The 15,586-nt window shown below is 69.7% G+C and carries 9 protein-coding genes; 6 read left to right on the top strand and 3 right to left on the bottom strand.

What is annotated here, in order from left to right; genetic code table 11:
• Positions 1–3 precede the first annotated feature (3 nt).
• Both MTF65_RS15325 and MTF65_RS30260 read right to left on the bottom strand, forming a co-directional pair.
• Positions 4–1,482, bottom strand: coding sequence for a glycosyltransferase family 87 protein (locus MTF65_RS15325; RefSeq protein ID WP_243629243.1), 1,479 nt, complete (start codon positions 1,480–1,482; stop codon positions 4–6).
• An 87-nt stretch (positions 1,483–1,569) separates the two neighbouring features.
• A complete protein-coding gene (locus tag MTF65_RS30260; protein ID WP_279399094.1) occupies positions 1,570–4,191 on the bottom strand; it encodes a transglycosylase domain-containing protein in 2,622 nt (873 codons plus the stop codon).
• A gap of 275 nt (positions 4,192–4,466) precedes the next feature.
• Here MTF65_RS30260 and MTF65_RS15315 point away from each other — a divergent pair, with 275 nt between their 5' ends.
• The 3 genes from MTF65_RS15315 (at position 4,467) to MTF65_RS15305 (ending at position 7,560) form a co-directional block, all read left to right on the top strand.
• Complete coding sequence (locus tag MTF65_RS15315) at positions 4,467–5,069, top strand: PadR family transcriptional regulator (protein WP_243629242.1); 603 nt, start codon at positions 4,467–4,469, stop codon at positions 5,067–5,069.
• Positions 5,070–5,118: 49 nt separating this feature from the next.
• Positions 5,119–6,201: an inositol-3-phosphate synthase gene (locus tag MTF65_RS15310; RefSeq protein ID WP_243629241.1), complete on the top strand. Its 1,083-nt coding sequence runs from the start codon at positions 5,119–5,121 to the stop codon at positions 6,199–6,201.
• Between the two features lie 108 nt (positions 6,202–6,309).
• Complete coding sequence (locus tag MTF65_RS15305) at positions 6,310–7,560, top strand: MFS transporter (protein ID WP_243629240.1); 1,251 nt, start codon at positions 6,310–6,312, stop codon at positions 7,558–7,560.
• 86 nt (positions 7,561–7,646) lie between these two features.
• Here MTF65_RS15305 and MTF65_RS15300 read toward each other — a convergent pair whose 3' ends face one another.
• Positions 7,647–9,089: a CCA tRNA nucleotidyltransferase gene (locus tag MTF65_RS15300; protein WP_243629239.1), complete on the bottom strand. Its 1,443-nt coding sequence runs from the start codon at positions 9,087–9,089 to the stop codon at positions 7,647–7,649.
• A 184-nt stretch (positions 9,090–9,273) separates the two neighbouring features.
• On the opposite strand from MTF65_RS15300, the gene MTF65_RS15295 reads away from it, so the two are divergent.
• The 3 genes from MTF65_RS15295 (at position 9,274) to MTF65_RS15285 (ending at position 15,583) form a co-directional block, all read left to right on the top strand.
• Positions 9,274–11,535: a DUF6049 family protein gene (locus tag MTF65_RS15295; RefSeq protein ID WP_243629238.1), complete on the top strand. Its 2,262-nt coding sequence runs from the start codon at positions 9,274–9,276 to the stop codon at positions 11,533–11,535.
• A 46-nt stretch (positions 11,536–11,581) separates the two neighbouring features.
• Positions 11,582–13,753 carry a murein biosynthesis integral membrane protein MurJ gene (murJ, locus tag MTF65_RS15290; protein WP_243629237.1) on the top strand — a complete coding sequence of 724 codons (2,172 nt, stop codon included), beginning with the start codon at positions 11,582–11,584 and terminating at the stop codon, positions 13,751–13,753.
• 117 nt (positions 13,754–13,870) lie between these two features.
• The gene (locus MTF65_RS15285; RefSeq protein ID WP_243629236.1) at positions 13,871–15,583 is read left to right on the top strand and encodes a protein kinase family protein; all 1,713 of its coding nucleotides are present in this window, start codon (positions 13,871–13,873) and stop codon (positions 15,581–15,583) included.
• Positions 15,584–15,586 lie beyond the last annotated feature (3 nt).

Raw genomic sequence — 15,586 nt, 5'->3', positions numbered from 1 at the left:
CGGTCAGTCCTTGAGCGCCGCGCCCCACTCGACCCGCTGACCCTCCGAAGGCGCCGCGTAATGCGGCGCCTTCGCCGTGGGCGCCAGCGTGAACACGTCCTCGGCCCCGTCCAGGACGCCGCCGGACGGGTCGTCCGAACCGTCCTGGCGCACCACGTCCCGCTCGGGCAGCAGGATGTCGCGGATGACGACGGCGCACAGGTAGAGCGTCGCGAGCAGGTGCGCGGCGATCGCCAGCTGGTAGCCCTCGACGGGCAGGCCCTGGTGCTTGTCCCCGCTGGTCGTGTACGCGAGGTAGAACCAGATCCCGAGGAAGTACAGGACCTCGCCCGCCTGCCAGATCAGGAAGTCGCGCCAGCGCGGCCGGGCCAGCGCCGCGAGCGGGATGAGCCACAGCACGTACTGCGGCGAGTAGACCTTGTTGGCCAGGATGAAGGCGGCGACGACGAGGAAGGCCAGCTGCGCGAAGCGGGGCCGCCGGGGCGCCGTCAGCGTGAGCAGACCGATGGCCGCGCACAGCAGCAGCGTCAGGATCGTGGCGTAGGTGTTGGCGCCGTCGAGGGGGTTGCCGGAGCGCTGGGAGATCAGCAGCCACACCGAGCCGAAGTCGATCGGCCGTTCCTGGCTGAAGACGTAGAACCGCTTCCAGCCGTCCCAGGCGAAGTACATGACGGGTCCGTTGACCAGGAGCCAGGACCCGGCCGCGCTGAGGACGGCGGCGCCGAAGGCGCGCCACTTCCCCGCCCTCCAGCAGAGCACGAACAGCACGCCGAGCAGCAGGACGGGGTAGAGCTTGGCGGCGGTGGCCAGGCCGATGAGGACGCCGAAGAGCACCGTGCGGCCGCGGGACCACATGAGCATCGCGGCGGCGGTCAGGGCGATGGCGAGCAGATCCCAGTTGATCGTCGCGTTGAGGGCGAAGGCGGGCGCGAGGGCGAAGAGCAGGGCGTCCCACGGCCGGCGGCGGTGGGTGCGGGCGGTGCAGTAGGCGATGACCGCGGCGCAGACCATGAGCATGCCCGCGTTGACCATCCAGTACATCTGCTCGCGGTGCTGGAGGGAACCGCCGCTGGGGGTGAGCCAGGAGGCGACCTGCATGAAGGCCCCCGTGAGGACGGGGTACTCGACGTACTGCATGTCGCCGTACTTCGGGTCGTCGGCGGGGAACCGGTCCCAGTAGGGGATGAGGCCGTCGGCGAAGCCGCGGGCGGAGTACAGGTGCGGAATATCCGAGTAGCAGGCGTGGGTGTACTGCGAGCCGGCTCCCTGGAACCACGCCCAGTCGTAGCAGGGCAGCTTCTGCACCATGCCGAGCGCGAACATGCCGAGGGCAACGAGGATGACGACGCGGACGGGTCCCAGCCAGTGGCCGCCCAGCCGGGCATGGCGGCCGAGCGGGCCGCCGATGAATGCGCTGCCCGCCGCGGCGACCTCGTCCTGCTGGGTGGGCAGTACGGGCCGTTCCTCGTGCACCTTCGTCATGCGGACATCCTGCCGTACGGGGCCGGACATGAGGGAGGGCCGTCGCACGCGGTGCGACGGCCCTCGTCGGTGGCGGGGCGGGCCGGGTCAGCCCGTGGTGTCGGCGGTGGTGCCCGTGGTGGTGCCGCCCCAGCCGGTGATTCCGCCCGGACGGCCCGGCTTGGCGGTGGTGGTCGGTGACGGCGACCCGGAGGTCCCGCCGTCGGGGATGCCCCCGTTGACGCCGCCGCTGTCCGTACCGGTCGTGGTGCCGCCGGTGGTCGTCGGGTCGCAGTACAGCTTCCACGGCTTGCACGAGGGCTTGCCCTGGGACGGAGTCGGGGTGACCGGGGGCGGGGAGCTCGCCGGGGGCGGCGACACGGACGTCGAGGGCGAGGGGATGACCGACGGGCTGGGTGAAGGGGCACCGGAGGCGTCCGCGGTGACGCCGATCTCGTCGGGCTCCGGGAAGTCCTTGACCGGGGCTCCCTTGAGCGCGTCGCGCATGTACTCGGTCCAGATCACGGCCGGGATGTCACCACCGTGGATGGAGTCGACACCGCCCACGTGGTTCATGGACAGCAGCTTCTTGTCCGCCGAGGTCGGGTCGGTACGGAACAGGGTGACCGCGGTGGACAGCTCCGGGGTGTAGCCGACGAACCAGGCCGACTTGTTCTGGTCGGTGGTACCGGTCTTGCCCGCGGCGGGCCGGGTGAAGCCCAGCTTCCTGACCTTGGTGCCGGTGCCGTTCTCGACGACGTTCTCCAGCACCTTGGTGACGTTGTCCGCGATGGAGTTGTCCATGGCGCGCTCGGCCTTGGGGGCCTCGAAGCCGGTGAGCTCCTTGCCGTCCTTCTCGACCTTGGTCACGGAGTACGGCTCGTGGTGCGTGCCGGAGGCGGCGAAGGTCGCGTACGAGTCGGCCATCCGGATGGCGCTGGGGGTGGAGGTTCCGAGCGCGAAGGACGCGTCGTTGTTCGGGTTCATCGACTCGGTGAGGATGCCCGTGGACTTGGCCACCTCGCGCACCTTGCTGTGGCCGACGTCGAAGACGAGCTGGGCGAACGGCACGTTGATGGACTTCTCCATCGCCTCGTTCAAGGTCACGTAGCCGTAGCGGGTCGTGCTCTCGTTCTTCTGCTTGAACGGCTCGCCGGAGCTGTCGCGCAGCGGCTTGCCGTCACGGTTGTTGATCACGGTGAGGTCGTTGGCCGGGTACTTGCTGTCGACCGCCAGGCCCTCGCCGTTCGAGTTCTTGGTGCCGTACTGCATCGCCGCGGCCAGCACGTACGGCTTCCAGGTCGAGCCGACCGGGACACCGATGGTGTTGGCGTTGTTGGTGAAGTGCTTCTTGTCCCAGCCCGGGCCGCCGTACAGGGCCCGGATCGCCCCGGTCTTCACGTCCACGGAGGCGGCGCCGAACTGGACGAAGGTGTCGTATTCGGGCCGCTTCTTCTCGTCGAGGAAGTCGTCGCGGGTCTCCTCGACGGCCTTGACCAGGGCGTCCACCTTCGGCTTCTGGAAGGTGGTGTGGATCTGGTAGCCGCCCAGGGCCATCTTCTCGGCGGTGATGTCCTTGGTCTTCATCACGTACTGCTTGGCCGTCTCGACCAGGTAGCCGGTCTGGCCGGACATGCCGCGGGCCAGTTCGGAGTCGACCAGCTTGGGGAATTCCTTGATCTGGTCCCGGTCGGATTTCTGCAGCCGGCCGACCTCGACCTCGCGGTCCAGTACCCAGGCCCAGCGCTTCATGGCGCGCTCGGTGTTGGCCTGGGGAGTGGCGGCGGTGCCGATGCCGCCATCCGGGTTGTAGAGGTTGGGGCCCTTGAGCACGGAGGCCAGGAAGGCGCTCTCCGACGCCGTGAGGTCCTCGCAGTCCTTGCCGAAGTAGGCCCGCGCCGCCGCCTGGATGCCGTAGGCGTCCCGACCGTAGTAGGCGGTGTTGAGGTACCCCGCGAGGACCTCGTCCTTCTCCTCGCTCACACCCAGTTTTATCGCGATGAAGAGCTCCGTGACCTTGCGCTTGAGCGTCTGGTCGGAGTCCAGGTAGGTGTTCTTCACGTACTGCTGGGTGATCGTCGAGCCGCCCTGGGTCGAGCCGCCCTTGGCCATGTTCCACACGGCGCGGGCGATGCCCATGGGGTCGACGCCCTTGTCCGTCTCGAAGGACTCGTTCTCCGCCGAGATCACGGCGTCCTGCATCGACCGGGGGATCTTGGAGATGGGGACGATCTGCCGGTTCATCGAACCGCCGGTCGCGACCATCTGGGTGCCGTCCTCCCAGAAGAAGACGTTGTTCTGCGCCTTGGCCGCCAGGTTCGGGTTCGGTGTGTTCACCATGGCGATGCCGATACCGGCCCCGGCCGTGATGACCGCGAAGACGCCCAGGGTCGTGCCGCTGACGAGCTTCCAGGACGGTACGAAACGCTGCCACCCGTCCTTGTCGGACCGTGGGTAGTTGACGAGCCGCTTGTCCGGGCGTCCCGCGCCCTTGCCCGCCTTGCCGGCGCCGCGGCCGCGCCCTCCGGATCCGCGCTGGGCGGATCTGCGGGCGTCGGCCCGGCTGACATGGCCGGGCTGCTCGGGGTAAGGGACGCTCGCGGACGCGGTGGGTACGTCGCGTCCGGCGCCGGGGGCGCCCCGGCCGGGACGCTGGGCGGCCCGGCGGGCCGCGGCGCGTCCGCCACCCTGGGGCTGGGGCTGGGGCGGTTTGCGGCGGTGCTCGCTCATCGAACGACTACTCCTCGGGCAGGCGAGTGGCCTGGAAGCGGCAGGTGAGTTCCGGTCCCCCCGGTGTCATCGCTCCACAGACTACGCACGCTCAAAAGCCAACCAGTGCCGAAGGTCACCCCAAATCAGGCAACTTGCCCCGTACGAATTGGTGATGTGATGCCGGTCACCATGTCGCCCCTTGTCGCCGAGGGCGGCTCGTTCTATCGTCTGGATGTATCGAGTCGATACATCAGCTCGACATAATGACTCAGGGGCGGAGGAGAGGCAGGCTGATGAGCAGACGCTCAGGCATCCTCGAATTCGCCGTCCTCGGCCTGCTTCGCGAATCCCCCATGCACGGCTACGAGCTGCGCAAACGGCTCAACACCTCGCTGGGAGTATTCAGGGCCTTCAGCTACGGGACGCTCTATCCCTGCCTCAAGACGCTGGTCGCCAACGGCTGGTTGATCGAGGAACCGGGGAACGCCCCGGAAGACGCTCTCGCCGCTTCACTCGCAGGGCGCCGCGCCAAGATCGTCTATCGGTTGACGGCGGCAGGTAAGGAGCACTTCGAGGAGCTCCTTTCCCACACCGGACCGGACGCCTGGGAAGACGAGTCCTTCGCCGCCCGCTTCGCCTTCTTCGGCCAGACCGAACGTGAAGTGCGCATGCGGGTGCTGGAGGGCCGCCGCAGCCGGCTGGAAGAGCGCCTCGAGAAGATGCGGGCGTCCCTCGCCCGCACGCGGGAGCGCCTCGATGACTACACGCTTGAACTGCAGCGTCACGGAATGGAATCCGTGGAACGCGAAGTCCGCTGGCTGAACGAGCTGATCGAGAGCGAGCGGGCGGGACGGGACAAGAGACGACCCGGTCCGCCCGACGAAACTGCAAAGTGAGGCCTGCATCTCGCAGGCCTCGTCCGAGAACAAACAGGGAGCAACCGGAATGGGTTCGGTTCGCGTAGCCATCGTCGGCGTGGGCAACTGCGCCGCCTCGCTGGTGCAGGGCGTCGAGTACTACAAGGACGCCGACCCGGCGGCCAAGGTCCCCGGTCTGATGCACGTCCAGTTCGGCGACTACCACGTGCGTGACATCGAGTTCGTCGCCGCGTTCGACGTCGACGCGAAGAAGGTCGGCCTCGACCTTTCGGACGCCATCGGCGCCAGCGAGAACAACACCATCAAGATCTGCGACGTCCCGAACGCAGGTGTGACCGTGCAGCGCGGCCACACCCTGGACGGCCTGGGCAAGTACTACCGCATGACGATCGAGGAGTCCGCCGAGACTCCGGTCGACGTGGTCCAGATCCTCAAGGACCGCCAGGTCGACGTCCTGATCTGCTACCTGCCCGTCGGCTCCGAGGACGCGGCGAAGTTCTACGCCCAGTGCGCCATCGACGCCAAGGTCGCGTTCGTCAACGCCCTCCCGGTGTTCATCGCCGGCACCAAGGAGTGGGCGGACAAGTTCACCGAGGCCGGCGTCCCGATCGTCGGCGACGACATCAAGTCGCAGGTCGGCGCCACCATCACGCACCGCGTGATGGCGAAGCTGTTCGAGGACCGCGGTGTCCGTCTTGAGCGCACCATGCAGCTCAACGTCGGCGGCAACATGGACTTCAAGAACATGCTCGAGCGCGACCGCCTCGAGTCGAAGAAGATCTCCAAGACGCAGGCCGTCACCTCGCAGATCCCCGACCGTGAGCTCGGCGAGAAGAACGTCCACATCGGCCCGTCCGACTACGTCCAGTGGCTCGACGACCGCAAGTGGGCCTACGTCCGCCTTGAGGGCCGCGCCTTCGGCGATGTCCCGCTGAACCTCGAGTACAAGCTTGAGGTGTGGGACTCCCCGAACTCCGCCGGTGTCATCATCGACGCCCTGCGCGCCGCGAAGATCGCCAAGGACCGCGGTATCGGCGGCCCGATCCTGTCGGCGTCCAGCTACTTCATGAAGTCCCCGCCGGTGCAGTACTTCGACGACGAGGCCCTGGTCAACGTCGAGAAGTTCATCAAGGGCGAGGTCGAGCGCTAGTCGATCGCCAAGGGTCCTCTCAGGACACCTGAACTTCGGCTGATCTTCCGCGGAGGCTCCCCGGGCAATGCGCCCCGGGGAGCCTCCGCGTATGTGACCCTTGCCCTCATGCCTGTCGTACGTGATCTGCGCGTACTCCTGCGCTTGAGGGATTTCCGCAACCTGCTCGCCGTACGGCTGCTCTCCCAGGCCGCGGACGGCGTCTACCAGGTCGCGCTCGCCGCCTACGTGGTCTTCTCCCCGGAGAAGCATGCCTCGCCCGCGGCCATCGCCTCGGCCATGGCCGTCCTGCTCCTGCCCTACTCCGCGATCGGTCCCTTCGTCGGCGTGCTCCTGGACCGCTGGCGGCGCCGCCAGGTCTTCCTCTACGGCAACCTGCTGCGGGCCTTCCTCGCCTGCATCACCGGCGTGCTGATCGTCGTGGGCGTCCCCACCTGGCTGTTCTACGCCTCGGCCCTGTCCGTGACCGCCGTCAACCGCTTCGTACTGGCCGGGCTCGCCGCGTCTCTGCCCCGGGTCGTCGGCCCGGACCAGCTGGTCACCGCGAACGCCCTCTCGCCCACCGCCGGGACCATCGCGGCGACCGCCGGCGGGGGACTGGCCTTCCTCGTACGGCTGCTGGCCTCCGACTCTGATGCCCTCGTCGTTCTGCTGGGCGCCGCGCTCTACCTGTCCGCGGCCCTGGTCTCCCTCCGCCTGGCCATCGGGCTCCTCGGGCCCGAGCACCCGCCTGGCCGGCCTTACCCGTCCCTCGCCGAGGGGGTCGCCCTCACCGTCCGGGGCATGGTGGAGGGCCTGCGGCACCTGTCCGCCCGGCGGGATGCCGCCGAGGCGCTCGCCGCGATGACCATGATGCGGTTCTGCTACGGGGCCCTGACGGTCATGCTGCTCATGCTGTGCCGCTACTCCTGGTCGGACAACGAGGCCGAAGGCCTCGCCCTGCTGGGCCTCGCGGTCGGCGTCTCCGGCGCCGGGTTCCTCGCCGCCGCCGTCGTCACACCCTGGTTCGTGGGCCGCCTGGGCACCCGTGGCTGGATCACGGTCTGCTCCGCCGCCGCCGCGGTCCTGGTCCCCGCACTCGGCCTGTTCTTCGCACCCGGACCGATGCTGGCCGCCGCCTTCTTCCTGGCCCTCGCCACACAGGGCGCCAAGATCTCCACCGACACCGTCGTGCAGTCCCGGGTGGACGACGACTTCCGCGGCCGTGTCTTCTCCGTCTACGACGTGCTCTTCAACGTCGCGTTCGTCGGCGCCGCCGCGGTCGCCTCCCTCATGCTCCCCCCCGACGGGCAGTCCGTCGTTCTACTCATGAGCGTGGCCGTGCTCTACGCGGCGACCGCGGCGTTCCTGAAGCGGTAACGGACGGGAGCACCACCTACCGGCGGCATGAAACGGGGTCGATGTTTCACGTGAAACATCGACCCCGACCACGCCACGGCCTCGCGTCAGGCCTGCGCGTCCCACCACTCCCGCAGGGCCGCGACCGCCGCGTCATGCCCCATCGGGCCGTTCTCCAGCCGCAGGTCCAGCAGGAACGCGTAGGCCCTGCCGATCGCCGGACCGGGGCCGACCCCCAGCACCTGCTGGATCTCGTTGCCGTCCAGGTCGGGCCGGATCGCGTCCAGCTGCTCCTGCTCCTTGAGCTGCGCGATGCGCTCCTCCAGACCGTCATAGGTCCGGGAGAGCGCGCTGGCCTTGCGCTTGTTGCGGGTGGTGCAGTCCGAGCGGGTCAGCTTGTGCAGGCGCTCCAGCAGCGGACCGGCGTCACGGACGTAGCGCCGCACTGCGGAGTCCGTCCACTCGCCGTCCCCGTAGCCGTGGAAGCGCAGGTGCAGTTCCACCAGGCGCGACACGTCCTTGATCATGTCGTTGGAGTACTTCAGCGCGGTCATGCGCTTCTTGGTCATCTTCGCGCCCACCACCTCGTGGTGGTGGAAGGAGACCCGGCCGTCGCTCTCGAACCGGCGGGTACGGGGCTTGCCGATGTCGTGGAGCAGGGCGGCCAGCCGCAGCACCAGGTCCGGGCCGTCCTCCTCCAGAGCGATCGCCTGCTCCAGCACGATCAGCGAGTGGTCGTAGACGTCCTTGTGCCGGTGATGTTCGTCGCTCTCCAGCCGCAGCGCCGGCAGCTCGGGGAGCACGTGGTCGGCCAGCCCGGTGTCCACGAGCAGGCCGAGGCCCTTGCGGGGGTTGCCCGACAGCACCAGCTTGTTCAGCTCGCCCTGCACCCGCTCCGCGGACACGATCTCGATCCGGTCGGCCATCGCCTTCATGGCGGCCACGACCTCGGGAGCCACCTCGAAGTCCAGCTGCGCGGCGAACCGCGCCGCGCGCAGCATGCGCAGCGGATCGTCGGAGAACGAGTCCTCCGGCGTGCCGGGGGTGCGCAGGATGCCCGCCTGGAGGTCCTCCAAGCCGCTGTACGGGTCCACGAACTCCTTCTCGGGCAGCGCGACGGCCATCGCGTTCACCGTGAAGTCGCGGCGGACCAGGTCCTCGTCGATCGAGTCGCCGTAGGAGACCTCGGGCTTGCGCGAGGTCCGGTCGTAGGACTCCGATCGGTAGGTGGTCACCTCGATCTGGAAGCCCAGCTTCTGCACGCCGACGGTTCCGAAGGCGATCCCCACGTCCCACACCGAGTCGGCCCACGGCCGGACGATCTTCAGGACGTCCTCGGGGCGTGCGTCGGTGGTGAAGTCGAGGTCGTTGCCGAGCCGCCCGAGCAGCGCGTCGCGGACGGACCCGCCGACCAGGGCAAGGCGGAATCCCGCCTCCTGGAAGCGGCGGCCGAGGTCGTCGGCGACAGGCGCGACCCGCAGCAGTTCACTCACCGCGCGGCGCTGCACCTGACTCAGGGCACTGGGGTTGTCTTCATTGGCGTTCGGCACAACAGAAAAGGGTACGTGCCCGGCCCGGCGAGGGCTCCCCCGTTTGTGGCCACCCCCGCCCACGGCGGCGGCGGAGCGGACCCGATCATGTGGGGCAAGGCGCGGCACTCGTGCCCGGCGGGTCTCGTTACCATGCGTGGACGCACAAACGACGACCACTGACACTTCGAGGACGGGCGGGCGCGTGGCCGAGGCGGCAGACAACCAGGGGGCAGTACCCGCCCCTGCCCGGCGGCGCTGGCTGCGGCGCGCGGTCGTCCTGCTCGCCGGGACGCCGGTGCTCGCCGCCCTGGTCTATGCCCCGGCCCCCTCGGCGCAGGCAGCCGAGGCCCCCGTCGATGTTCAATTGGACACACTGACCCCCACGGCTCCGGTCAAGGGCGACACGCTGACGATCTCGGGCACGGTGGTCAACAACGGCCGCGAGACGATCAGTGCCGCGCACGTGGGGCTGCGGGTCGGGTCGGCGCTGGGGGACCGGGCCGCCATCGACGAGGTCGCGGAGCGCACTGGCTTCCGGCCCGGCACGGACCCCGGCGAGATCGACTCCGCATACTCCGTGAAGATCGACTCACTGCCCGCGAAGGCGGGCCAGGCGTTCACCATCAAGGTCCCGGTGAACAAGCTGCAGCTGGACAAGGACGGCGTCTACCAGCTCGGCGTCTCCCTGTCCGGGGAGACCGCGAGCCGCCCGTACGAGCAGGTCCTCGGCATGGAGCGGACCTTCCTGCCGTGGCAGCCGGAGGCCGCGTCCAAGCGCTCTCACCTCGCCTACGTGTGGCCGCTGATCTCCACCACGCACCTGACCGCCGAGACCGGCTCGGACGAGACGCAGACCCCCGTCTTCCTCGACGACAACCTCGCCGACGAGCTGAAGCCCGGTGGCCGGCTGGAGCAGATGGTCACGCTCGGCAAGGAGCTGCCCATCACCTGGGTCATCGATCCCGACCTGCTCTACACGGTCGACGCGATGACCAAGGGCTACCGGGTCCGCACCCCCGACGGCCGGACCGTCCAGGGCAAGAACAAGGCCGTGGCCGAACAGTGGCTCAGCTCCCTGGAAGCCGCCGTACAGGGCAAGAAGGTCGTGGCCCTGCCCTTCGCCGACCCCGACATCGCCTCCCTCGCCCACCAGGGCAAGGACGTGTCGGGCACCCTGGGCCAGCTGCGGCCGGCCACCGACAAGGCGAAGCAGGCCGTCGAGGTGGTTCTGCACGTGCCCGCCTCCACCGGTTTCTCCTGGCCGGTGGAGGGCGCGATCGACCCGTCGATCGTCAACGTCGCCACCTCGGCCGGCGCCCACAACGTCCTCACCCGCAGCGACAGCCTCAGGGAGACGGGCTCCCTCGGCTACACCCCGTCGGCGGCCCGCCCCATCGGCGCGGGCAACACGGCCGTCGTGGCCGACGCCGAACTCTCCACCGCCTTCGAGGGCGACATGCTCAGCGCCGGGAACTCCACGCTCGCCGTGCAGCAGTTCCTGGCCCACAGCCTCGCGCTCAACCTGCAGAACACCGGTGAGCAGCGCAGCTTCGTCGTCGCACCGCAGCGGATGCCGTCCTCCAGCCAGGTACAGACGATGGCCGCCGCCCTGCGGGGGCTCCAGGCAGGCCGCTGGACGCAGGCCACCGACCTGGAGGCCGCGGCGGCGGCGAAGCCCGACCCGGGCGCGGCCACCCAGGTACCGGGGGCCGGCCAGTACCCGGAGGCCCTGCGCAAGCGGGAACTGCCGGTGTCCGCGTTCGAGAAGATCCGCACCACCCAGAACCGCCTCGACCACTTCAAGGTGATCCTCTCCGCGCCGGACCGTGTGGAGATCCCCTTCGGCAACACCACCAACCGGGAGATGTCCGCCACGTGGCGCGGCCGCCCCGAGGAGGCCAAGGTCTACCGGGACCAGGTCCAGGCGTACTTGATCGGCCTCACCGAGAAGGTCAAGGTCATCCCGAAGTCGGACGCCACCCTGTCCGGGCACAGCGCGACCATCCCGGTCACCGTGCAGAACAGCCTCGTCCAGGACGTCCACGACCTCGTCCTACGGGTGAAGTCCGCCAACCCGACCCGCCTGATGTTCGGCGACAGCGGCACGGCGCAACAGGAAGTCACCGTCCAGGCCGACCACAGCCAGACCCTGAAGTTCACCGCCAACGCCACGGCGAGCGGTCCTGTCGAGGTCACGGCGCAGCTGTTCACCAAGGACGGCGTGCCCTACGGCAAGGAACGCAAGTTCACCGTCGAGGCCACCGAGATCACGCCCACCGTCATGCTGGTGATCGCCGGCGGCGTCCTCCTCCTCGTCCTGGCGGGCATCAAGATGTACGCCAGCCGCAAGCGTGTCGCCGCCCTCGCGGCCGCCGAGGAGAGCACGCAGCCGAGTGACGAAGCCCCGGACACCGGACCGCAAAGCACGAGCGGGTCCGACACGAGTGAGACAGTGGACCGTTGAGCGAGCCGTGGCCGGTCGGGCCTGGGGACGATGAGGTGGGGTTTCGATGAACGCGCCGTACAACGGTGACCGCGCGCAGGGCACTGGCGGGCCTGCGCCCTCCCAGGGCACTGCCCCGGGCACACCGGTGCCCGGGCAGGTTCCCGCGCCTGCGCCCGCGCCGGACCACGACCCTTATGTCCAGGATGCCTACGACTACGACCCGTACCGGTCGCAGGACCTGTCGGCTCAGGACCCGGTGGCAGAGGTGCTCTATGACCGCGCCTCCCACCCGCCGCCGCCGCCCGGCACCTACCAGGAGGCCGGTCCGCTCTACGGGGCCCCGGCGGCGCACTCGAACGGCCCCGACCCGCGGGTGTGGGCCCAGACCCCGCCGCCCGAGCCCGACGGCCCGTCCCGCCACCTGCCGTACGGGGACCACGCCGCCACGACCCAGTACGTCGGTGTGGACTCCCTCGTGACCAGTGCCGCCGAGGAGCCCGAGCCCGACGCCTTCGCGCACCTCTACCGGGACCAGCAGGCAGCACCCGGCACCCCGGCCGAGCAGGCCCCCGTCGCCGCCCCGGCACCGAGCAAGCCCGCCGGGCGCGCCGCCAGCCTGCTCAAGTCCAGCGCCCTCATGGCCGCCGGCACGATCGTCTCCCGCATCACCGGCTTCGCCCGCACCCTGGTGATCGCCGGGGCCATCGGCGTCGCCACCCTCAACGACAGCTACCAGGTCGCCAACACCCTCCCGACGATGATCTACGTGCTGGTCGGCGGCGGTGCCCTCAACTCCGTGTTCATCCCGCAGCTCGTGCGTGCGATGAAGAACGACGACGACGGCGGAGAGGCCTACGCCAACCGGTTGCTGACGCTCGTCGTCGTCCTGCTCGGCGCGGTCACCACCCTGTGTGTCCTCGCGGCGCCCCTGCTCATCGGGATGATGTCGCAGAAGATCGCGGACGATCCGCAGCGGCTCGACGTCGCGGTCGCCTTCGCCCAGTACTGCCTGCCCACGATGTTCTTCATGGGCGTCCATGTGGTCCTCGGTCAGATCCTCAACGCCCGGGGCCGGTTCGGCGCGATGATGTGGACCCCGGTCCTCAACAACATCGTCGTCATCGCCACCTTCGGCGCCTTCATCTGGGCTTTCGGCAGCTTCACCACCACCGGAGTGGCGGAGTCGACCATCACCCCCGAGGGCGTCCGCCTGCTGGGCATCGGCACCCTGCTCGGCCTCGTCGTGCAATCCCTCGCGATGCTGCCCTACCTGCGCGACGCCGGCTTCAGGCCGCGCCTGCGCTTCGACTGGAAGGGCCACGGCCTCGGCAAGGCCGCCGGCCTGGCGAAGTGGACGTTCTTCTTCGTCCTCGCCAACCAGATCGGTCTGGTCGTCGTCACCCAGCTCGCCACCTGGGCGGGTACCGTCGCCGAGAAGCAGGGCCACGACGGTACCGGCATCACCGCCTACAACTACGCGCTGCTGCTGTGGCAGATGCCGCAGGCCATCATCACCGTGTCCGTCATGACGGCCGTGCTGCCCCGCATCTCCCGCTCCGCCCACGACGGGGACGCCGCCGCCGTCCGCGACGACATCTCCTACGGGCTGCGCACCTCGGCCGTCGCGATCGTGCCCTGCGCCTTCGCGTTCCTCGCCCTCGGCGTCCCGATGGCCACCCTGCTCTACGCCAGCTCCGGCGCAGGCGCTCAGAACATCGGCTACGTCCTGATGGCCTTCGGCCTCGGACTGATCCCGTACTCCGTCCAGTACGTCGTCCTGCGCGGTTTCTACGCCTACGAGGACACCCGGACGCCCTTCTACAACACCGTGATCGTCGCCGCCGTCAACGCGGCGGTCTCCGCAGTCGCGTTCTTCGTCCTCCCCGCCCGCTGGGCGGTCGTCGGCATGGCCTTCGCCTACGGCCTCGGCTACACCGTCGGCGTGGGCGTCGCCTGGCGCCGACTGCGCTCGCGGCTCGGCGGTGACCTCGACGGCGCCCACGTGATGCGCACCTACGCCCGCCTCGTCGGCGCCTGCGTCCCGGCCGCCGCCGTGGCCGGCGGCATCGCCTACGCGGTCACCCAGTGGCTGGGCAGCGGAGCCCTCGGTTCCCTCGCCGCCCTGGTCTCGGGCGGCATCGCACTCGCCGCCGTCTTCCTCGCCGCCGCCAAGCGGATGCGGATCGAGGAGCTCAACGCGATGGTCGGAATGGTCCGCGGGCGTATGGGGCGCTGATGCGCACAACCGTTGCCCTCCTTCGCGTGTCGTGCATAGCGCCAGACTGTGGGCACAATTGGCATGGCTTCGCAGACTGGCCGACAGCGCGCAACGGATGGGGAGGCAGGGACGACGGTGGCGGAACGTAGCACGGCTGCCGTCGACGTGGCCGACAACAGCGGCGACGAGCCGCTGGCCGCGAAAGCGGCCCAGGCCACGGCCGACGGGGTGGACACCCAGAACGGACGAGCCGCGGACGGACCCATGCCCGAGAAGGACGGCGAACGCGCAAGCGCGGCCCCCTCGGCTGCGCCCGAACTCCACAGCGGCCACAAGCTCGCCAGACGCTACCGACTCGAGGAGTGCGTCACCCGTCTGGACGGATTCAGCAGCTGGCGCGCGATGGACGAGAAGCTGCGCCGCGCCGTGGGCGTCCACCTGCTACCCGCCGACCACCCACGGGGCCGCTCGGTCCTGGCCGCCGCCCGGTCCTCCGCCCTCCTCGGCGACCCCCGGTTCGTCCAGGTCCTCGACGCGGTCGAGGAGAACGACCTCGTCTACGTCGTCCACGAATGGCTGCCCGACGCCACCGAGCTCACCGCACTCCTCGCGGCGGGCCCGCTGGAGCACCACGAGGCCTACCAGCTCGTCAGCCAGATCTCCCAGGCGATGGCCGCGGCCCACCGCGAGGGCCTGGCCCACCTGCGCCTGACACCCAGCGCGATACTGCGCACCTCCACGGGCCAGTACCGCATCCGCGGCCTCGCCGTGAACGCCGCCCTGCGCGGCATCACCAGCGAGACCCCGCAGCGCGCCGACACCGAGGCCATCGGCGCGCTCCTGTACGCCGCCCTCACCCAGCGCTGGCCGTACGAGAACGACGCCTACGGCCTCACCGGCCTGCCCAAGGGCGTCGGCCTGATCGCTCCCGACCAGGTCCGCGCCGGCGTGCACCGGGGCCTGGGCGAGCTCGCCATGCGCGCCCTCGCCAACGACGGTGCCACCGCCTCCCGCCAGGAACCCGCCTGCACCACTCCCGAGGAACTGGCCAAGGCCGTCGCCGCGATGCCCCGCATCCGGCCGCCGGAGCCCGTCTTCACCGCCCCGCCCGAGTACCAGCACACCACCTACCAGCAGGGCAGCTACGGCAGGCCCACGCCTCCCGGCGGCCCGGCCGTCCAGAACCTCGCCGTCACGCCCCCGCCGCCGCTGCAGAGCCGCACCGGCCGGGTCCTCAAGTGGGGTGTCGCGGCCCTGCTGATCGCCGCCCTCGGACTCGGCAGCTGGCAGCTGGCCGACGCCCTCCTGGGCCGCAACAACCAGAGCGACGACCAGCAACAGCAGACCCACCACGGCGACAACGCACCGGAGAAGAAGGACCCCGCGCCGATCGCCATCAAGCGGGCCGAGGAGTACTACCCCGACGGCACGCCCCAGGACCTCGACGGCGTCCCCAACACCTACGACGGGGACGACTCCACCTACTGGCGCACCCGGACCTTCTACGACGGCCCCGAGGTGAAGGTCAAGGCGGGCCTCGGCGTCGTCTACGACCTCGGCTCCGAGCAGGAGGTCAGCGCCGCCTCGATAGCGCTGAAGTTCGCCGGCAACCACACCACCGTCACGCTCTACGCGACCAAGAACATGTCCTCGCAGACCCCGGTCGCCTCCATGAAGAAGATCGTCGGCGCCACCACCTCGGACAGCGCGCTCAAGCTGACCGCCGAGACACCGGTCAAGACGCGCTACGTCCTCCTGTGGATCACCGCCATGCCGCAGGCCGGCGCGGACGACTACACCAAAGCCGGCTACAAGCAGGCCATCACGGATGTGACGTTCGCGGGCTGACAC

Origin of the sequence: Streptomyces sp. APSN-46.1 (assembly GCF_022815725.1) — a bacterium.
Lineage (GTDB): Bacteria > Actinomycetota > Actinomycetes > Streptomycetales > Streptomycetaceae > Streptomyces.
Note: the sequence above shows the minus strand (reverse complement) of the source record. Positions and strands in the feature narration are given on the sequence as shown.